At 60.5% G+C, this 19,721-nt stretch carries 19 protein-coding genes; 14 read left to right on the top strand and 5 right to left on the bottom strand.

Annotation, left to right across the window (positions count from 1 at the left end; genetic code table 11):
• Positions 1 to 6 precede the first annotated feature (6 nt).
• From GOX63_RS14050 to GOX63_RS14040, 3 genes are all read left to right on the top strand, one after another.
• Complete coding sequence (locus GOX63_RS14050; protein ID WP_170546085.1) at positions 7 to 678, top strand: D-lyxose/D-mannose family sugar isomerase; 672 nt, start codon at positions 7 to 9, stop codon at positions 676 to 678.
• A gap of 114 nt (positions 679 to 792) precedes the next feature.
• Positions 793 to 1,050, top strand: coding sequence for a hypothetical protein (locus GOX63_RS14045; RefSeq protein ID WP_170546082.1), 258 nt, complete (start codon positions 793 to 795; stop codon positions 1,048 to 1,050).
• A gap of 10 nt (positions 1,051 to 1,060) precedes the next feature.
• Positions 1,061 to 1,534 (top strand): hypothetical protein, encoded by a 474-nt coding sequence (locus tag GOX63_RS14040; RefSeq protein WP_170546080.1) that lies wholly within the window; start codon positions 1,061 to 1,063, stop codon positions 1,532 to 1,534.
• Positions 1,535 to 1,537: 3 nt separating this feature from the next.
• Here the strand turns inward: GOX63_RS14040 and GOX63_RS14035 are convergent, their stop codons facing one another.
• Genes GOX63_RS14035 through GOX63_RS14025 form a run of 3 tightly spaced genes read right to left on the bottom strand, consistent with a single transcriptional unit; the run spans position 1,538 to position 6,514 of the window.
• Entirely contained in the window at positions 1,538 to 2,707 is a 1,170-nt protein-coding gene (locus GOX63_RS14035; RefSeq protein ID WP_170326566.1) for an acetate/propionate family kinase, read from the bottom strand.
• The gene (locus tag GOX63_RS14030; RefSeq protein WP_170326567.1) at positions 2,700 to 4,094 is read right to left on the bottom strand and encodes a bifunctional enoyl-CoA hydratase/phosphate acetyltransferase; all 1,395 of its coding nucleotides are present in this window, start codon (positions 4,092 to 4,094) and stop codon (positions 2,700 to 2,702) included. The genes GOX63_RS14035 and GOX63_RS14030 overlap by 8 nt, the downstream gene beginning before the upstream one ends.
• A complete protein-coding gene (locus GOX63_RS14025) occupies positions 4,091 to 6,514 on the bottom strand; it encodes a DUF3141 domain-containing protein (RefSeq protein WP_170546078.1) in 2,424 nt (807 codons plus the stop codon). The genes GOX63_RS14030 and GOX63_RS14025 overlap by 4 nt, the downstream gene beginning before the upstream one ends.
• 416 nt (positions 6,515 to 6,930) lie before the next feature.
• Between GOX63_RS14025 and napF the strand changes: the two genes are divergently transcribed.
• The 8 genes from napF to GOX63_RS13985 are packed head-to-tail and all read left to right on the top strand — an operon-like array spanning position 6,931 to position 13,436.
• Positions 6,931 to 7,446: a ferredoxin-type protein NapF gene (napF, locus tag GOX63_RS14020; protein WP_170326569.1), complete on the top strand. Its 516-nt coding sequence runs from the start codon at positions 6,931 to 6,933 to the stop codon at positions 7,444 to 7,446.
• Complete coding sequence (locus GOX63_RS14015) at positions 7,443 to 7,736, top strand: chaperone NapD (RefSeq protein ID WP_170326570.1); 294 nt, start codon at positions 7,443 to 7,445, stop codon at positions 7,734 to 7,736. The genes napF and GOX63_RS14015 overlap by 4 nt, the downstream gene beginning before the upstream one ends.
• Positions 7,733 to 10,225, top strand: coding sequence for a nitrate reductase catalytic subunit NapA (napA, locus tag GOX63_RS14010; RefSeq protein WP_170326571.1), 2,493 nt, complete (start codon positions 7,733 to 7,735; stop codon positions 10,223 to 10,225). Before GOX63_RS14015 ends, napA begins: the two co-directional genes overlap by 4 nt.
• A 27-nt stretch (positions 10,226 to 10,252) precedes the next feature.
• Positions 10,253 to 11,071, top strand: coding sequence for a ferredoxin-type protein NapG (gene napG, locus GOX63_RS14005; RefSeq protein WP_170326572.1), 819 nt, complete (start codon positions 10,253 to 10,255; stop codon positions 11,069 to 11,071).
• Positions 11,068 to 11,985, top strand: a complete 918-nt coding sequence (napH, locus tag GOX63_RS14000; protein ID WP_170326573.1) for a quinol dehydrogenase ferredoxin subunit NapH — start codon at positions 11,068 to 11,070, stop codon at positions 11,983 to 11,985. The genes napG and napH overlap by 4 nt, the downstream gene beginning before the upstream one ends.
• Before the next feature lie 12 nt (positions 11,986 to 11,997).
• Positions 11,998 to 12,435: a nitrate reductase cytochrome c-type subunit gene (locus tag GOX63_RS13995; RefSeq protein WP_170326574.1), complete on the top strand. Its 438-nt coding sequence runs from the start codon at positions 11,998 to 12,000 to the stop codon at positions 12,433 to 12,435.
• A gap of 29 nt (positions 12,436 to 12,464) precedes the next feature.
• Positions 12,465 to 13,166 carry a NapC/NirT family cytochrome c gene (locus GOX63_RS13990; protein ID WP_170326575.1) on the top strand — a complete coding sequence of 234 codons (702 nt, stop codon included), beginning with the start codon at positions 12,465 to 12,467 and terminating at the stop codon, positions 13,164 to 13,166.
• Positions 13,167 to 13,178: 12 nt separating this feature from the next.
• A complete protein-coding gene (locus tag GOX63_RS13985) occupies positions 13,179 to 13,436 on the top strand; it encodes a hypothetical protein (protein ID WP_170326576.1) in 258 nt (85 codons plus the stop codon).
• Between the two features lie 67 nt (positions 13,437 to 13,503).
• Here the strand turns inward: GOX63_RS13985 and GOX63_RS13980 are convergent, their stop codons facing one another.
• Together GOX63_RS13980 and GOX63_RS13975 are read right to left on the bottom strand one after the other, a co-directional pair.
• Positions 13,504 to 14,538, bottom strand: coding sequence for an NADP-dependent oxidoreductase (locus GOX63_RS13980; protein ID WP_170326577.1), 1,035 nt, complete (start codon positions 14,536 to 14,538; stop codon positions 13,504 to 13,506).
• 103 nt (positions 14,539 to 14,641) lie between these two features.
• Positions 14,642 to 15,559, bottom strand: coding sequence for a GlxA family transcriptional regulator (locus tag GOX63_RS13975; protein WP_254435959.1), 918 nt, complete (start codon positions 15,557 to 15,559; stop codon positions 14,642 to 14,644).
• A 98-nt stretch (positions 15,560 to 15,657) separates the two neighbouring features.
• Between GOX63_RS13975 and GOX63_RS13970 the strand changes: the two genes are divergently transcribed.
• The 3 genes from GOX63_RS13970 to GOX63_RS13960 all read left to right on the top strand — a co-directional run bounded on the left by GOX63_RS13970 (position 15,658) and on the right by GOX63_RS13960 (position 19,720).
• Complete coding sequence (locus GOX63_RS13970) at positions 15,658 to 16,818, top strand: acyl-CoA dehydrogenase family protein (protein WP_170326578.1); 1,161 nt, start codon at positions 15,658 to 15,660, stop codon at positions 16,816 to 16,818.
• A gap of 103 nt (positions 16,819 to 16,921) precedes the next feature.
• Positions 16,922 to 18,937 carry an acetate--CoA ligase family protein gene (locus tag GOX63_RS13965; RefSeq protein ID WP_170326579.1) on the top strand — a complete coding sequence of 672 codons (2,016 nt, stop codon included), beginning with the start codon at positions 16,922 to 16,924 and terminating at the stop codon, positions 18,935 to 18,937.
• A gap of 3 nt (positions 18,938 to 18,940) precedes the next feature.
• Positions 18,941 to 19,720, top strand: coding sequence for a carnitinyl-CoA dehydratase (locus tag GOX63_RS13960; protein ID WP_170326580.1), 780 nt, complete (start codon positions 18,941 to 18,943; stop codon positions 19,718 to 19,720).
• The last annotated feature ends 1 nt before the right edge of the window (position 19,721 follow it).

Raw genomic sequence — 19,721 nt, 5'->3', positions numbered from 1 at the left:
ACAGACATGAAACGATCCGACATCAACGCCATCAAGACCGAGGCCGAGGCCTTTATCCGCTCGTTCGGTGCGGTGCTGCCACCCTTTGCGAACTGGTCCCCCGATCAGATGCGCAGTGAAAAAGCCGTTGGCATTCGCGAACGCGGGCTGGGCTGGGACATCACCGATTACGGGCAGGGCCGCTTTGACGAGCTTGGCCTGTTTCTGTTCACCCTGCGCAACGGCGATGTGGGCGACTTGAACAATGGCCGGGGAATGCTCTATGCGGAAAAGCTGCTGGTCTCGCGCGACAAACAGCTGTCGCCGATGCACCGCCATATCATCAAGGCCGAGGATATCATCAACCGGGGCGGCGGCGATCTGGTGATGGAAATCTATGCCTCGGACGCCGAAGGTGGCATAGACCGTGACAACCCCGTTGTCGTGCCCAGCGATGGCTGCCCGGTCTCCATCAAACCTGGCGAGTTGCTGCGCCTGAAACCGGGCGAAAGCGTCACCCTGATGCCCGGCATCTGGCACGCGTTTTGGGCTGAAAAGGGCGATTGCCTGATCGGAGAGGTGTCGACCGTCAATGACGACCGTACCGATAACGTGTTCGAAGATCCGATCCCGCGTTTCGCCACCATCGAAGAAGATGCCGAACCCGATTTCCTTCTGGTTGCGGACTACTATTCCTGAAAAAAGATAAGTCCCTTTTCCTAAACCGGAAAAGCGCATTAACATGGTCCTTGAAGCCGGGGGTTGGGGTGTTAGCCTCAACCCACGCGCACCCATTGCAAGAGGACCGGTTCCATGGTCACGAAAGCCGAGCTTGAAGCCCAGGTCGCCGATCTGCGCCGCCAACTGGCCGAGCAATCCGCAGCCAGCAATCAGACCTCCGAGCCAGAGCCAAATGACTCGGTTGCCGACAGAATTGCCGAAAACTTCGACAACTGGTCCGGACAGCTGGAAGAAGCCCTGACCGAGTTGGAAGACCTGCCGCACAAACGGCCGATCCTGTTTGCGCTTGGTATTTTCACGCTTGGCTATTTGCTAGGCCGGTCCCGGTAGGAGCCCGATCATGAGCCGCATTTCCCGCAATATTTCAATCGTACTGCGCGCCGAACGGCTGATCGCACAACGCCATGTCGCGGTGGCGGCGCGTCGCACCGGTTTCTACGCCGCAGCCGGGCTGGCCGTTGGTCTGGCGGTCATCATGCTGAACGTGGCCGGGTTCTTCTGGCTGTCGGCAAGCCTGTCTAAACCACTCGCCGCGCTGATCATGGCCGGGGCCAATCTGCTGCTGGCGCTGATCCTTGCCCTTTTGGCCAACACGCAGAACGCGCAGGCCGATACAACGGCAGCGGTCGAGCTGCGCGACATGGCCTTGCAGGACATCGAAACCGAGGTCACAGACACTCTGTCCGAGGTGCGCGGCACCGTAGCGGGTCTCCGGCGCGACCCGCTGGGCGCACTGACGCCCGATGTCATCAGCGCGATCCTGGGGACGTTGGTCCGATACGCCCGGCGGCGAAAAAACAAGCCGGACCAATAGCGGTTACATAATCTGTGCTGCGGCGCGGGCGATAACCATCTCTTCGTTCGTGGGGATCGCCAGGATGCGAACGCGGCTGAAATCGGTCGACAGCACCGTGCCGCCATCGGCATTTCGGTTGTGGTCCATATCAATCCCAATCCAGCGCATCCCGTCACACACCAGTTGACGGATTTGGGCCGAGTTCTCACCGACCCCCCCGGTAAAGACCAGCGCGTCGATCCCTTCCAGCGCAGCGGAGAGCGCGCCCAGTTCGCGGCGGATGCGGAACACATAGTAGTCTATGGCCTTGCGTGCGTCGGGCGTGTCAGCGGCCAACAGGGTACGCATATCGGACGAGATACCCGACAGGCCAAGCATGCCGGACTTGCGATAGAGCATTTCGGCGATTTCGTCCGCGCTCATGCCTTCCTGCTGCATCATGTAAAGCACGACGCCGGGGTCCAACTGACCGCTGCGGGTTCCCATCGGCAACCCGTCCAGCGCGGAAAAGCCCATAGTCGAAGCCACGGCCCGGCCGCCCGATACCGCACACATCGAGGCCCCGTTGCCCAGATGCGCGATGACCACGCGACCGTCGTACAACCCCGGGGCGATCTCTTTCAGTTTCTGCGAGATATAGTCGTAGCTCAGACCGTGAAAGCCGTAACGACGCACGCCTTTTTCATAATAACCTTGCGGCAGGGCGAAGGTATCGTTGACCCAAGGGTGCGTCCGATGGAACGCGGTATCGAAACAGGCGACCTGAACGGTGTCGGGAAATGCCGCGCTGGCGGCACGGATACCGGCCAGGCTGTAGGGTTGGTGCAGCGGCGCAAAAGGGATGAACCCGGACAGCGTATCCATGACCTTTTCATCGATCACAACAGGCTCAGAATACACCGTGCCACCATGAACGACCCGATGGCCGATGGCGCGGATGTTGATGCTCGGCAAATACTCTTGCGCCATGTCCAAAAAGGCCTGGATGGCCTCATCATGGCTCTTGGCATTGGTCAGCGGCTGGTTGACCGAGCGCCCTCCGGCAGATTGCGCCAGCAACCGCGGTGCGTCGCCCAAGCGTTCGATCTGGCCATGCCAGCGCATGCTGGGGCGGTTGCCTTCGACCAGTTCGTACAGTCCAAATTTCAGAGAAGAAGACCCGGCATTCAGCGCCAGAACGTAGTCAGCCATGGATTTTACCTTTATTCGCCTGCGCATGCAGTGCCGCCACCGCGCAAGAGGCCAGCCGCGACGCGTCATCATCCGCCCGCGATGTCAGAATGATCGGTACGGTGGCACCGACAACGATCCCCGCTGCCTCGGCGTGCGAGATATAGGTCAGCTGTTTCGCCACCATGTTGCCCGCCTCGATATTCGGAGCCACCAGAATATCCGCCGCGCCGGCCACCTCGGAGGTGATGCCCTTGGTGCGCGCCGCGTTCAGGTCCACCGCGTTGTCCATCGCCAAGGGGCCATCGACCAGACCGCCGGTGATCTGACCGCGCTCGGCCATTTTCGACAGCAACGCCGCATCCACGGACGAAGGCATATGCGGGTTGATCGTTTCAACTGCCGACAACACGCCAACCTTGGGCGTTTCGATCCCGATGGAATGCGCCAGATGGATGGCGTTTTGCACGATATCGGCTTTGGTTTCCAAATCGGGGGCGATGTTGACCGCCGCGTCCGTCACCATGATCGGACGCGACATGCCCGGAACGTCCATCACGAACACATGTGACAGGCGCCGCCCCGTTCGCAGCCCTCTGTCGCGGCGCAAAACCGCGTGCAGCAGCACATCCGTATGCAGATGTCCCTTCATCAGGGTCTCTGCTTTGCCTTCAACAATAAGGTCAACTGAGCGATGGGCGGCGATCTCGTGGCTGTTGGCTTCAATGATTTCGATCCCCGACAGATCAGCACCCAGCTCCGCCGCCGCTGCGGCGATCTTGTCCGGGTCGCCCAACAGGATCGGCGTGATGATGCCCTTGTCCTTGCCCAGCAACGCACCGCCCAACGAGTTCGGCTCTTCCGGCGCTACGACAGCTGTAGGCATCGGGTCCATCGGCTCGGCCTTTGCGATCAACGCGTCGAAGTGACGGTGGCGCTGAACGATCAGGCCGGGCACCTCAACCGAGTCGAAGGCCAAATGTTTGGCCGGCGGCGTGACCTGCACCTCGCCGCTGAGGACCAGCGCGTTATCACCAACCCGGCGCACTTCGGCGGCACATAGCAAGTCGCCATCCGCGCGCTTTTCAGTCACGGTGACAAAGGCGGTGACCTCGTCGCCCGCAATCACGGGAAGGTGGAAGGACAAGTTCGCCCAACGGGTCTGCGTTCCCGCGCCGGGCAGGATATTGCCCAGGACAGCCGCGATCAGACCGGCTGGCCACAGGGCCGGTGCAATCGCCTCGGGGCGGCCGTCCCCATCACCGTCGTAGGCGGCCAAATGCAACGGGTTGTGGTCGCCCGAGGCCGAGGCAAAAGCATAAAGGTCATCAATTGTGCACAAGCGCGTCACCTGTGCTTCGTCCCCAACCTCGACCTGCGCGTAAGTGCGGTTTTCTTCTATCTTCATTGCGGCTTGGCCTTGTTCACTGCAGCAGCCTTGCGCGCCCGGGATTTGGGGGCAGGTTTGGCCGGGGCATCGGATTTCTTTTCAATCTCAGCAAGATCGAGTGTCTCGTACAGCGCCTGCGCCATCTCTACAAGTTCGGGCGACGGGTTCGGGATATCGCCCAGAATACGCTTGATCAGATCGACGGCCTGCTTTCTGTCAGCGGCACGCGGCAGCAGATCGGGCAACGAGTCCATCGCGCCTTGTTCATCAAAAGTCACGATCACGGTCTGTTCGCGCAACATCCGCTGGCGTTGGTCGACGGTCAGAGTCTTGAAGGGCGCCTCATTCCTAAAAACATGCGCCCAGCGGTGCAGAATCTCGGCCCGGAAGCTCTGATTGCTGACACCCAGCAGAAGCAGCAGACGGATCACCGCTTCAGCCAACCCACCCTGCTTCATATGCGCCAGCGCAGCTTCGACCTGAGGCAAGGAACGCAGGGATTCGGGATAGGGCAAAGTGCGGTGTGCCGCGTATTTCTTACCGAACCACGTCGCCAAAGGCCCGCCCCAGAGGGTAAAGAACGTGGCCTCATACCACGCATCGCGCAGGTCCCGGTTCAGATCCATGACCTGCTCGATCCAGTCGGCGGTCAGTTTCTCAAGCTCAAGGAACGGATTATCCGGCGCGGCGGTGTCGCGCTGTTCGCGCACGGTGTCGGCCAGATGCTCCACACCTTTCATAACCGGGTTCGCAGACGACATTGCAGCCCGCTGCACGCGCAACGGATGAAGGTCACGCAGGACTTTCGCCCCCATCGGTGTGGACAGGGACCGCACAACCGGACGCCCGAAGGTTTCATAGACGTTGGCCTGCACCTCGGACATATGCGCCACGGCGGCAAAGCTGGCCTCATCCTCCTGACCATCATCAAGCGCGGCCACATCTTCCAGGGTACGGTCATGGAACCGGACCTCGAACCGCTTGTCCTGACCTTCGCCTTCGATGTTCTCGATCACCATCTCGTAGAGGCCCGGCGCCATCGCCTCGACCGTCTCTAGGGTCGAGGCCAACTCGGTATGTTCCTTCCGCGCCACCTTGGACGAGACGAAGATGCCCAGATGGCCAACCTCGTCATGCAGCATGTAGATGATCCGCTGCCCGCGCAGGCGGATTTCCTCTTCGTCCGCATAGGTTGCCGCAATCCAGTTCAGCGCCTGCTGCGGTGGGGTGATGTTGTCGCCTTGGCTGGCAAAGACAAAGATCGGGCCTTCGATGGCCTTGATGTCCACCGGCACGCCGGGTTCCAGCTGCGCTGTGTTCTTGACCAGCCGGTTGCCGACAAACAGCTGCTCGACGATCCAGTGGATTTCAGCCTCGTTCAGAATGAAATAGCCACCCCACCAGCGTTCGAAATCGATGAAGCGTTTCCAGCCCGCTTCGGGATCGCGGTAGAGGTCGAAATACTTGCCGAAATAGTTCCGGCTGGGGTTCAGTTGTTCGAAGTTCATCACCAGATTGGCGCCGTCGAACTTGCCCGCACCCAGATCGGACCAGAGCATCGGCTGCCACGTGCCCCCCAAAACGCCAGCGTTATACCGCATCGGGTTTTCACCCACCTCACTAGACCAAGGTGCGACCGGCGCGCCGTTCAGGATCAACGGCCCGGTCAGGTCCGGATTGCAGGCGGCCATCAGCAAGGTCGCCCACCCGCCCTGACAGTTTCCCGTCACCACGGGCTGCGGGCTGTTCGGGTGGCGCGCCCGCACGGTGCGGACAAAACCAGCCTCGGCATGCATGACATCGGCAAGGGTTTGGCCGGGCACCGGGTCACGTCCGAAACTGACGAAATAAACGGGATGCCCCTTGGACAGGGCAACGCCCACCTGGCTGTCGGGTTTGAAGCCCCCAATCCCGCCGCCGTGTCCCGCCCGCGGATCGATGATGATATAGGGACGTTTTTTGCCATCCACCGTCACGCCCTTTGGCGGCAGGATGCGCAGCAGTTGGTAATTGCAGGCGCGTTTCAGGGTCTTCCCATCAACGATGACCTCGTAGTCATAAGCCAGCACCGGAGGGCAACCCGCGGCCTCGTGCTCCAGAAACACGTCGCCGCGTTCGCGCAGCGCGTCCATGGTCAGCACCACCCGTTGCGAGGCGTCCTTCAGGTAGCTCGCCCAGTCTTTCGCCATGGAGTGCGACCGCATAAGGCGTTGGGTTGCATCGGCAAACCCCTGCATCAGATCCCGGGTGCGTTCCGAATGGGTTTCGGCGATCTTTTCCGACTGCAACCGGGCCGATCGGGCCAGCAGGTGCCACTGGACGCCCGACTGGTCCAGCGCCCGGGTTACGATATCAAACGTCCGGTCCTGAACCGCCGCCGCATCCTGCGCCATCTCGGAACCAAGTTTAAGCGAAGTCTTCTGAACATTTGAATACATGAGCCTGTCCTCTACCCGCCCTGAATCCCGGCATTGGTGGCTTGTGCCTCAGTCGGCTGATTGGTCCCGTCCTGTCTGAACATTTAGGCCGATCCTTTCGCCCATTCTGCGTTGCAGCATGCCGAGTTTCAATATGGGACTCAAATTCAGTGCTGCAACGCCGCATAGCAAGAAAATGTAACAATAGGACTGTGCCCCGCCGCACGGGGCATTTTGGCGGGTTTTGCGCCTAAAAACCGCGCCAAACCGATGATCCATCCTGCCCCCGCAACCGGGTTGGCGGTTCTGATCAATCAAAGGGACGCAAAGTGATGAAAAATAAAGCTCTCGTTTATGATCTGGATCAAAATTCATCAACTTTAGAAGCGCTAATGAGGTAACGTAGAAGAAGAATCAAACGCGAACAGTCCAGCCATATGAGCCAGATGACGAGCCGCCGGGCGTTTCTAAGCGCCAGCATGTTCCGGGAGGACAGTAATACTGTTCGACCGCCGGGTTCGGCTGTACCGGGATTTGTGGATCAGTGCTCCAAATGCGGCGACTGCGCCGAAGCCTGCCCCGAGAACGTGATTGCGATTGGCCACGACGGTTTCCCGGTGTTTCAGCCCGGCGACGATCCCTGTACGTTTTGTGGCGATTGCGCCAAGGCCTGTCCGACGGATGCTCTGCAAGTCGAACGTCTGGCCGACTGGCCCTGGCGCGCGGCCATTCAGGATGCCTCATGCCTGTCCATGAACGGAGTCAGCTGCCGCGTCTGTCAGGACAATTGCGAGCAGAACGCCATCCGGTTCAAACTGCAACTGGGCGGGCGGGCAGAACCCGCACTGGATACCGAGACCTGCAACGGATGCGGCGCCTGTGTGGCGCTTTGCCCTGTCGACGCTGTCGCGTTTGAACGTCGGCCCATAACTCAAACGGAAACGGTTCAATGAATATCTGCGGTTGCCTTGCACATGTTGCCCAAGAACAGACCGACGCCGCCGCGCAAACGATGCGGGACACGCCGGGCGTCGAAGTTCACGCCCAGGCCGAAGATGGCCGTTTCGTCATCGTTGTCGAAGACACACCCGACCGCCTTGCGTCCGAGATCATCATGGATCTGCATCAGATCCCCGGAGTGATTTCTCTGACGCTGACTTATCACCATTTCGAGGATCTCGCGGAAAGCGCTCCGCATCCCGAGGCCCCAAGCCAAACCACCAGCCGGAGGCTCACGCTATGACTACATCAGAATCTCGCCGGACTTTCCTCAAGGCCTCAGCGGCCGCTGCCACTGCGTCCGCCGCAGGCATCCCTCTGGCCACCGGTCAGGCCAATGCGCAAACCGGTGCCCCAGATATCCGCTGGGACAAAGCGGCCTGCCGCTTCTGCGGCACCGGCTGCTCGGTTCTGGTCGGCACCAAGGACGGCCGCGTTGTCGCCACCCAGGGCGACCCGGACGCGCCGGTCAACCGCGGCCTGAACTGCATCAAGGGCTACTTCCTGTCCAAGATCATGTACGGCAAGGACCGTCTGACCACGCCGCTGCTGCGTAAATCGAACGGCGTTTATGACAAGAACGGTGAATTCGAGCCGGTCAGCTGGGACGAAGCCTTCGACGTTATGGCTGAGAAATGGAAAGAGTCGCTGGCCAAGAAAGGTCCGACCAGCGTTGGCATGTTCGGCTCTGGCCAGTGGACCGTCTGGGAAGGCTATGCCGCCGCCAAGATGATGAAGGCGGGCTTCCGGTCGAACAACATCGACCCCAACGCGCGCCACTGCATGGCCTCGGCCGTTGTGGGCTTTATGCGCACCTTCGGCATTGACGAGCCGATGGGCTGCTATGACGACCTCGAGCACGCGGACACCTTCGTGCTGTGGGGCTCGAACATGGCCGAGATGCACCCGATCCTGTGGTCGCGCCTGACCGACACCCGCCTGACCAAGCCGGGCTGTGAGGTGCACGTCCTATCCACCTTCGAACACCGCTCGTTCGAGCTGGCCGACAATGGCATGGTTTTCGAGCCGCAGACCGACCTGGCGATCCTGAACTACATCGCCAACTACATCATCCAGACTGGCGCGGTGAACGAAGAGTTCGTCAAGAACCACGTCAACATCACCAAGACCGCCACCGATATCGGCTATGGCCTGCGCGACAGCCACCCGCTGCAGCAAGAGGCCGCCAACCCCAATGTCGGCAAGATGGAACCGATCAGCTTTGAAGAATACGCCAAAGCGGTCGAACCATACACACTGGAATACACTGCAGAGCTTTCGGGCGTGCCCGCCGACCGGCTGGAAAAACTGGCCAAGCAATATGCCGACCCGAACCGCAAAGTCATGAGCCTGTGGACCATGGGCTTCAACCAGCACACCCGCGGGTCGTGGGTGAACTCGCTGATGTACAACGTGCACCTGCTGGTTGGTAAGATTTCGGAACCGGGCAACTCGCCCTTCTCGCTGACCGGTCAGCCGTCAGCCTGTGGTACTGCACGTGAGGTCGGCACCTTTGCCCACCGTCTGCCCGCCGACATGGTCGTGATGAACGACAAACACCGCGAAATCTGCGAAACCGCCTGGAACGTGCCCGCTGGCACCATCCCGGCTAAGCCCGGCTTCCACGCCGTTCTGCAGCACCGCAAGCTGAAAGACGGCGATCTGAACGCCTATTGGGTCCAGTGCAACAACAACATGCAGGCCGCGCCCAACATCAACGAAGAGGGCTATCCCGGCTATCGCAACCCGGAAAACTTCATCACCGTGTCCGACCCCTATCCGACGGTCACGGCGGTATCTGCCGACCTGATCCTGCCCACCGCCATGTGGGTCGAAAAGGAAGGCGCCTACGGCAACGCCGAACGCCGCACCCAATTCTGGCGGCAGCAGGTGAAAGCGCCGGGCGAGGCCAAGTCGGACCTGTGGCAGGTGATGGAATTCTCGAAACGCTTCACCGTCGAAGAGGTCTGGGGCGAAGAGCTGCTGGCCACCATGCCGGAACATCGCGGCAAGACCATGTATGATGTGCTCTTTGCCAACGGCAAGATCGACCAGTTCCCGCTGTCCGAGACGGCAGAAGGCTTCGACAACGACGATGCGGAACACTTCGGCTATTACGTCCAGAAAGGTCTGTTCGAGGAATATGCCGACTTCGGTCGCGGCCACGCGCACGATCTGGCACCGTTCGAAATGTACCATGAGGCACGCGGTATGCGCTGGCCGGTCGTCGATGGCAAGGAAACGCTCTATCGCTTCCGCGAAGGCTATGACCCCTATGTGTCCGAAGGCGCAGGCGTAGAGTTCTATGGTCACAAGGATGGTAAGGCCAAGATCATCTTTGCCCCCTACGAACCCGCCGCCGAGGAGCCGGATGAAGAATATGATCTGTGGCTGTCCACGGGCCGCGTGCTGGAGCACTGGCACTCGGGTTCGATGACCCGCCGGGTGCCGGAACTGCACCGCGCCTATCCGAACGCTGTCGTCTACATGCACCCGCAGGACGCCAAGGATCGGGGTCTGCGTCGCGGGCAGGAGATCATCCTCTCAACCCGCCGCGGCGAGGTCACAAGCCGGGTCGAAACCCGCGGGCGCAACAAGGTACCGCGTGGTTTGGTCTTCATGCCCTGGTTCGACGAGCATCAGCTGACCAACAAGCTGACGCTGGACGCAACCTGCCCGCTGTCGAAAGAGACCGACTTCAAGAAATGCGCGTGTAAGGTCGAACGCGCGTAACCGGGAAGGATCGCAAAGGTAGTCCCCATGTCCCTGACCGGTACTCCTCTCTCGCCGCAACGGCGCCGATTCCTGCAGGATTCGGCGCGCACGGCAGGCGGCTGCGTGGTCGCCGGGTCATTGCTGGCCTGGTTGGCCCGCGATGCCCGCGCGCTGCCGGCCGAAGCATTGCGCCCGCCCGGCGCGTTGCCGGAAGAGGAGTTCCTGTCGGCTTGCATCCGCTGCGGGCTCTGCGTGCGGGACTGCCCTTACGACACCTTGAAACTGGCTGAACTTGGGGTCGATGCCGTTGCAACCGGCACGCCCTATTTCACGGCACGCGATGTGCCGTGCGAGATGTGCGACGACATTCCGTGCGTCGCCGCCTGCCCCACCGGTGCGTTGGACCCGGGGCTGGACAATATCGACGATGCTAAAATGGGCGTTGCGGTTCTGGTCGATCAGGAAAACTGCCTGAATTTCCTCGGCCTGCGCTGCGATGTCTGTTACCGCGTCTGCCCCGTCATTGACGAGGCGATCACGCTGGAAACCGCGCATAACGACCGCTCCGGTCACCATGCGATGTTCATCCCGACCGTCCATGCCGACCGCTGCACAGGCTGCGGCGTGTGCGAGAAAAGCTGCGTTCTGCCCGAAGCCGCGATCAAGGTGCTGCCCACGCGACTGGCGCGCGGCAGCAGCGCAGATCACTACCGCAAAGGCTGGGAAGAAAAAGAAAGCCATGGCGGTCCTCTTGTGGACGGCCTGATCGACCTGCCCGACCGCCTTCCAGGACCGGGCACGGACAATCTGGCCACTCCGGGCGGTTTCGCGCCGTCTTATGACCTACCGGGGGTAGGACAATGAGCGCCCGCACCCATCTGCCGGTCGGACAAGAGGCCGTTGCAACCAAAGGCTGGATCGGCGCGCACCGTTTCTTGCTGCTGCGCCGCATAAGTCAGGCGTTCTTTCTGGCCCTGTTCCTGCTGGGCCCTTGGTTCGGCATCTGGATCGTGCAAGGCACGCTGGCGGGGTCGCTGACCCTAGGTGTGTTGCCTCTGACAGATCCTCTGGTTCTGTTGCAAAGTCTCGTCGCCGGGCATTGGCCCGAACTGACCGCGCTGATCGGTGGGGTGATCGTTCTGGTCGCCTATGCGCTGATCGGCGGCCGTGTCTATTGTTCCTGGGTCTGTCCGATCAACCCGGTGACCGATGCGGCAAACTGGCTGCACCGCAAGCTGGACCTGCCAAAGGGCTGGCAGCCGAAACGCAATACCCGCCTCTGGGTGTTGGCAACGGTGCTGATCGTCTCGGGCCTGACCGGGGTGATCGCGTGGGAGTTGGTCAACCCCATCACCATGCTGCACCGCGGGCTGATCTTTGGTGCCGGTTTCGTCTGGGCTCTGATCGTTGCGATCTTCGTTTTTGACCTGGTCGTCGCACGCCACGGCTGGTGCGGCCATATCTGCCCGGTTGGCGCCTTCTATGGCCTGATCGGCAGCAAAAGCCTGCTGCGTGTCAGCGCCGCCAACCGGACAGCCTGCGATGATTGCATGGATTGCTACGCGGTCTGCCCCGAAAACCAGATCATTTCGCCCGCATTGAAGGGCAAGCCCGGCACGACCCCTCTGATCCTGTCGACGGACTGCACCAATTGCGGCCGCTGCATCGATGTCTGCGCCGTCGATGTCTTCAATTTTACTCACCGGTTCGACGATCATGTCGTCGCACCTTCCGATCCAGTTCCCGCGCCTGAGCCGCGCGAAGCCAGACCTATCTAAGGGAGTGCCAAGATGAAAAAATCAATCCTGACAGGCGGAATTGCCCTGATCCCCGTTTTGCTCCTGAGCGGGTTCGCCCTTGCCCAGTCAGCCGAGGTGGAAACCCTGCGTGGGGCAGATGTAGATGAGCCCATCCCCCTGCATCAGATCCACAAGGATGTCGAAGGACGGATGCAGCGTAACTATCGCCAGCAACCGCCGCTGATCCCACACTCGGTCGAGCAGTACCAGATCGACGTGCGCACCAATCAATGCCTGTCCTGCCATGACTGGACCAAAGCCGGTGACCGCAACGCGCCGACCCTGTCGATGACTCACTATCTGGATCGCGACGGCAACGAGCTGGACCGCATCGCAGGCACCCGGTATTTCTGTAACCAGTGCCACGTGCCTCAGGCGGATGCTCCTGCGTTGGTCGACAACGTGTTTGAACCCTCGCACAACAACTGATCCAACGCTTTACTGAAAGGAGCACCAATATGGCAGACTCCCCCGAAAATCGCGGTTGGATTGGCCGCATCTGGAACGCAATCTGGACACCGGCTGTCATGTTCAGTTCGGGCTTTCTGGTCCTGGCTGGATTTCTGGCCGGTATCCTGTTCTGGGGCGGGTTCCACTGGACATTGGAACTGACCAATACAGAAGAATTCTGTACCTCGTGCCACACGATGGAAACCAATCTGGGCGAATATCGCGAGACGATCCACTACAACAACCACTCGGGCGTGCGCGCGATCTGTTCCGATTGCCACGTGCCGCATGAGTGGAACCACAAGATCAAGGCCAAGATCATGGCCGTTAAGGACGTCTATCACGAGATGGTCGGCACCATCAGCACGCCAGAGAAATACGAAGAGCATCGGCTGAGCATGGCATCGGCCGTCTGGAAGAAGATGAAGGCGTCGGACAGCCGCGAATGCCGCAACTGTCACAACTTTGACTATATGGACTTCACCATCCAGGAAACCCGCGCCGCATCCGAACACCAGCGCGCGATCGACAACAACATGACCTGCATCGACTGTCACCAGGGTATCGCGCACACCCTGCCACCGAACTACCTTGAGACATATCAGGAAATCACCGAAGAGCTGGCTGGCGAACCCTCGGGCAAGCTGCAGCATCAGGTGGCGGATGGCAGTGCCGAGATTCGGTCATTCCTGACCGATCGCGCGGAATAAGAGGGGCAAGACATGCTGGAACTTCTGGGAACAATCGGGGCCAACATCATCAGCCTGCCGGGTATTCTGGGTCTTGCGCTGGGGATGATGACACGGCGCGTGTGGCTTGGTGCTCTGATGGGTGGCGTAGTCGGCGTGATAGAAACCTTGCTCTTTGCCCATTGGAGCTTTGCCAATATCGAAACAATCGAGATTTTGATTGCGGTAGTCGTTGGGCTGTGCGCGGGGTCGCTGGGCTCGGCCATCCGCATCAAGGGCACGACGGCGTAAATTTTCCAACTAGATCAATGTTCACCCGGTGCCAGGCATCGGGTGAACGTGCTTTTTGGGGACGACGTTACGCCCCTACATTGACCACCATTTTGCCGAAGTTGCCGCCGCTCAGCAGTTGGTTCAGGGCCTCGGGTGCGTTTTCCAGCCCATCGACCATGTGTTCCTTGTACTGGATCGATCCATCGGCAATCCATTCGGTCATGTCGCGGCGGAACTCCTCGTACACCTCACGCGTGAAGCTGTCGAAAATAATGAAACCCTGCATTTTCACCTTCATGCGCAGCAAGGTGCCCATGATTGCTGGACCCATGTCCGGCCCTTCGGGCAGACCCGGCAGGTTGTACCACGCGACAACACCGCAGACCGGCATCCGCGCAAAGGGGTTCAGCAGCGGAAGCACGGCATACAGCACCTTGCCGCCGACATTTTCAAAATAAACATCGATCCCGTCCGGGCAGGTCTGCTTCAACTGCTCGGCAAAGTCCGGTGCATTGTGGTCGATACAGGCATCAAACCCGAGATTATCGACAACATGCGCGCATTTTTCTGCGCCACCAGCAACGCCCACAACCCGACACCCTTTGATCTTTGCGATCTGCCCAACGGTCGCGCCGACCGGCCCTGCGGCGGCCGCAACCACCACTGTTTCGCCGGGCTTCGGCTCACCGATTTTCAACAGGCCTGCATAGGCGGTATAGCCGGGCATCCCGAGTATACCCAAAGCCCAGGACGGGTTTTGCGGGGATTTGCCAAGATTCATCACCTCGGTTCCATCAGAGATCGCATAGTCCTGCCAACCGCTGCCGGACAGGACATAATCCCCAGCCTCAAACCCTTCGAGGTTCGACGCCACAACCTGTCCCACGACCTGAGCGGTCATGACGCCGCCGATTGCCACGGGTTCGGCATAAGATTTGGCGTCGTTCATACGCCCGCGCATATAGGGGTCCAGAGACAGGTAGACGGTACGCACCAGCATCTCATTCGGTCCGGGGGTCGGAACCTCGGTCGTGGTCAGGCGCAGAGTATTTTCGTCCGGTTGGCCGCTGGGGCGTTCGTTCAGAACGATCTGTCGGTTGACGTCCGGGGATTGGGCCATGTCGTGACTCCTTTAATTGCAGGTCTCGTCCTGCGACTTGGGGTTGCTTTGCTACTGTGCAGAAAGCTTTCTGGTCCGCAATGTATTAAACCCTGCCCGTGCCTCAACTGCCGCTGCGGAACGCGGTCGGTGTTTGCCCGAACTCGGCCTTGAATGCCCGGGTCATGGCGCTGGCATTTTCATAACCGCAGCGCCCGGCGATTTCCGCAATGGACTGTTCCGTCTCTTCCGCCAGCTTGCGGGCAAGGTTCAGGCGCAGACGCCGGTACAGCGCTTGCGGCGTGGTTTTCAACTCGGCCTGTATCCGCCCTTCAAGCCGCTTTTGCGAGCACCCGATTTTGCGGGCAATCTCTTTGATCGGTAGTGGTGTTTCCAAATTCGCCTGCATCAAGGTCAGCGCCCGGTTGACCAGAGTGTCTTCGGACTTGAGCGGTAGCGTGTAATGATCCGCGCCGCCCCGGCTCATCAACAGATGCGCGACCTCCATCGACAGCAGCGGCCCGTGATCGCGGCGAATAAGCGCCGAGGCCAGATCAAAAGCCGCCATCGCTCCGGAACAAGTCAGCCTATTGCCGTCGATCACATAGCGCTCCTGCACAGCGTTGACCAAGGGAAAGGTCTCTTCAAACCGGGCCAGCTCATCCCAGTGAATCGTCGCGCGGTGATCGTTCAGCAACCCGGCCCGGGCCAACAGCCAGCTGCCGGTATCCAAACCGGCCAGTTGCGAGTGCTTTCCCGCGGCCGTCAGAATCGCACGAATGGTTTCGCGCGTATCCAGCCTGAGATACCCATAAGACGGCATGACCACTAGCACGTCTCCGCATTGTTCGTTCAGGGCCCCATCCGGCGTCACAGCAAGCCCACTTGAGCTTTGAACCGCCCCACCATCAATCGAACAGAATCGCCACGAATACAGACGCTGACGCGCCAGAGTGTTAGCCGCACGCAACGGCTCGACCATGTTGGCAAGGCAATGGTTCGAGAATCCGTCGAAAATCAGAATGTTATATTGGCGGGTCAAATTTTTTCCAATCCTGCACAAACCAGCACCAATTCTGCATGTCGCGACACTGCGCAATGCCGTTTCCTGCGTCAATCACCTATCTAAGGATACGCGCCATGCAGTTTGGTCTGTCAGAAGAACAGGAAATGATCGTTTCGACTGTTCGCAGCTTCGTCGAAAACGAAATCTACCCGCACGAGGCCGAGGTTGAACGCACCGGTCAGGTCCCACATGAGTTGGGCGAGCAGATCAAGCAGAAGTGCATCGATCTCGGCTTTTACGCCTGTAACTTCCCCGAAGAAGTCGGCGGCGCCGGTCTGTCCCATTTCGATTTCACGCTGGTCGAGCGGGAACTCGGTCGTGGTTCAATGGCGCTGACGCATTTCTTTGGCCGCCCACAGAACATCCTGATGGCCTGCAATGACGAGCAGCGTGAGCGTTACCTGCTGCCCGCCGTGCGTGGTGAGAAAATGGACGCGCTGGCAATGACCGAACCGGACGCAGGGTCCGACGTGCGTGGCATGAAATGTCAGGCGGTGCGCGATGGTGGTGATTGGGTCGTCAACGGATCGAAACACTTCATCTCGGGGGCGGAACACGCAGATTTCTTCATCGTCTTCATTGCCACCGGTGTGGATGAGACCCCAAAAGGCCCTAAAAAGCGTATCACCACCTTCTTGGTGGATCGCGGCACCCCGGGTTTTGAAGTCAAGGAAGGCTATAACTCGGTCAGCCACAAGGGCTACAAGAACTACATCCTGTATTTCGACAATTGCCGCCTGCCCGACGCACAAGTTCTGGGAGAGGTTGATGGCGGTTTTGCCGTGATGAACGAATGGCTCTACGCGACCCGTCTGACGGTTGCGGCCTTCTCGGTCGGTCGCGCGCGCCGTTGTTTTGACTACGCTCTGAACTATGCCGCCGAGCGCAAACAGTTCGGTCAGCCTATCGGCAAGTTCCAGGGCATCGGCTTCCAGATCGCCGACATGATCACCGAGATCGACGCCGCAGATTGGCTGACCCTATCCGCTGCGTGGCGCCTGGACGAGAACCTGCCCTCGAACCGCGAAATCGCCTCGGCCAAGCTGTACGCATCCGAGATGCTGGCGCGGGTCACCGACACAACGCTGCAAATCTATGGTGGCATGGGTCTGATGGATGACTTCCCGATCGAGCGTTTCTGGCGCGATGCCCGCGTTGAGCGCATCTGGGACGGCACCAGCGAGATTCAGCGTCACATCATCAGCCGCGATCTTCTGCGTCCCCTCGGCGCATAAGACCACGTCCCGGCGGTAAGTGGGTTCTGGCAGGTTACGCTCTCATCCTGTCCTGACCCGCTTGCCGCCGGGGGCATTTCCAACGACTCGATCAGGACTGTCGATGAACAAAGATCTTACCCGGCTGCTGCGCCCGAAAACCATTGCCGTCATTGGAGGCGGCGCTTGGTGCCAACAGGTTATTCTGCAATCGGAACGCATGGGCTATGCGGGTCAAATCTGGCCGGTGCACCCCAAGGCCACGGAAATCGCGGGCCATTCGGTCTATGGGCACCTCGAAGACCTTCCCGAAGCCCCTGACGCTGTGTTCATAGGCATTAACCGCCACGCCACGATCGAGGCGGTTCATATCCTGTCCAGCATGGGTGCCGGTGGCGCCGTCTGCTTTGCCTCGGGCTTTTCCGAGGCTTTGGCCGAGGATGACACGGGCGCAGACCTGCAGGACCAGTTGATCGCAGCCGCCGGGGACATGCCCATTCTGGGGCCTAACTGCTATGGGTTCATCAATGCGCTGGACGGCGCGCTGCTGTGGCCAGATCAGCATGGGGCGACCCCGGTCGAAAAAGGCGTTGCGATCCTGACGCAAAGCTCGAACATCTCGATCAACCTAACCATGCAGAGACGTGGCCTGCCGATTGCTTACATGGTGACCTGCGGGAACATGGCGCAGACCAGCCAGGCCGAGATCGCCTCGGCCCTGATCGACGATCCGCGTGTAACCGCTGTGGGCCTGCACATTGAAGGCTTCAAAGACATCCGCGAGTGGGAAGCGCTGGCCGCCAAGGCGCACAGCAAAGGTATCCCGCTGGTTGCGCTTAAAGTTGGCGCATCTGAACAGGCGCAAGCGGCAACCGTGTCGCACACCGCGTCTTTGGCCGGCAGTGATGCCGGGGCGCAGGCCTTGTCGGAGCGTCTGGGCATCCCGCGCCTGTCCGCCCTGCCCGATTTCCTTGAAACGCTGAAACTGCTGCATTGCTATGGTCCGCTGCCGGGCTGCAACATCGCCTCGATCAGCTGTTCTGGGGGTGAAGCCAGCCTGATCGCGGATATGGCTGTGGGCACGGGTCTGACCTTCCCGCGACTGACCGACGACAAAAAAGCCCACCTGCGCGATGCGCTCGGGCCCATGGTCGCGCTGAATAACCCGCTGGATTATCACACCTATATCTGGCGCGACGAAGACGCGATGGCCAAAGCGTGGTCCGGCATGACCGGCGACGACATCAACCTGACCTTCTCGATCGTCGACTACCCAACCACTGATGCGACCGACTGGACCTGCGCCTCGCGCGCGGCGATGAAAGTCCGCGCTGAAACCGGCGCGCGGTTTGCCATTGCCGCGACATTACCGGAACTGCTGCCCGAAGACGTCGCGCAAGAACTGATGGCCGGCGGCGTTGTGCCCTTCATGGGTCTGCGCGAAGCTCTGGCCGCCACCCGCGCGGCGGCTCAGGTCACGGCACCGTCCACGCATCCGGTCTGGCTGCCGGGCACCGCTGAGGCCAACCGGACCCTGACCGAGGGCGAATCCAAACAGGCGCTGGCCGATTGCGGTCTGCGCATCCCGCAAAACCGTACGGTGCGCGGCCCAGAGGAAGCCCAAGCCGCAGCAGAGGAAATGGACGCGCCCTTCGCCGTCAAAGGTGTTGGTCTTGCGCATAAATCCGAGCATTCCGCCGTTCGGCTGGGCGTTCAGGCCGAAGACGTGGCAGATGTTGCCGCCGATATCGGCACCGACGAGATTCTGATCGAAGAGATGATCACCGGAACCGTTGCAGAATTGCTGGTCGGTGTGGTCCGCGATCCGGCACACGGTTTCGTGCTGACCCTGGGCGCAGGCGGTGTGCTGACCGAGGTTCTGCGCGATACAGCATCCTTGCTGGTGCCCAGCACGCCCGACGATATCCGCGCCGCCCTTGGCAAGCTGAAGATTGCGCCGCTGCTGGCAGGCTATCGTGGCCAACCGGCGACTGATATGGATGCGATCATCACCGCGATTGAGGCCGTTCAGGCCTATGTCATGCAAAATGCCGACACGCTTGGCGAGGTCGAGATTAACCCGCTCCTCTGCACGCCCGACAAGGCCGTTGCGGTGGATGCCCTCATCAGAAAGGCCTGAGATATGGACCCGATCAAAACCCGCCGCGAAGGGGCGATCCTTGAGGTGACACTGGACCGGCCCAAGGCCAATGCCATTGACCTGGCCACCAGCCGCAGAATGGGCGAGGTCTTTGCCGAATTCCGCGATGACCCGGAGCTGCGCGTGGCCATCCTGACCGGCGCGGGCGAAAAATTCTTTTGCCCCGGCTGGGACCTGAAAGCTGCCGCCGATGGCGATGCCGTTGACGGTGACTATGGCGTCGGTGGTTTCGGCGGCCTGCAGGAACTGCGCGATCTGAACAAGCCGGTGATTGCGGCGGTAAACGGCATCGCCTGCGGTGGCGGGCTGGAATTGGCGATCTCGGCCGACATGATCATCGCCGCAGAACACGCCACCTTTGCCCTGCCGGAAATCCGCTCGGGCACCGTGGCCGATGCGGCCAGCGTTAAACTGCCCAAGCGCATCCCCTATCACATCGCCATGGAGCTGCTGTTGACCGGTCGCTGGTTCGATGCCGAGGAAGCCAACCGTTGGGGTCTGGTGAACGAGATCGTCGCTGCCGATCAGCTGATGGACCGCGCGTGGGAGCTGGCCCGCCTGCTGGCCTCGGGTCCCCCTCTGGTCTACGCCGCGATCAAAGAGGTCGTGCGCGACGCCGAGGACAGCAAGTTCCAGGACGCGATGAACCGCATCACCAAACGCCAGTTGCGCACGGTGGACGTTCTTTACGCCAGCGACGACCAGCTGGAAGGCGCGCGCGCCTTTGCGGAAAAACGCGACCCGGTCTGGAAGGGCAAGTAAG

The organism is Ruegeria arenilitoris (assembly GCF_013031355.1).
In the GTDB taxonomy this organism is placed as follows: domain Bacteria; phylum Pseudomonadota; class Alphaproteobacteria; order Rhodobacterales; family Rhodobacteraceae; genus Ruegeria; species Ruegeria arenilitoris_C.
This window is presented reverse-complemented; position numbering and strand designations above follow the sequence as displayed.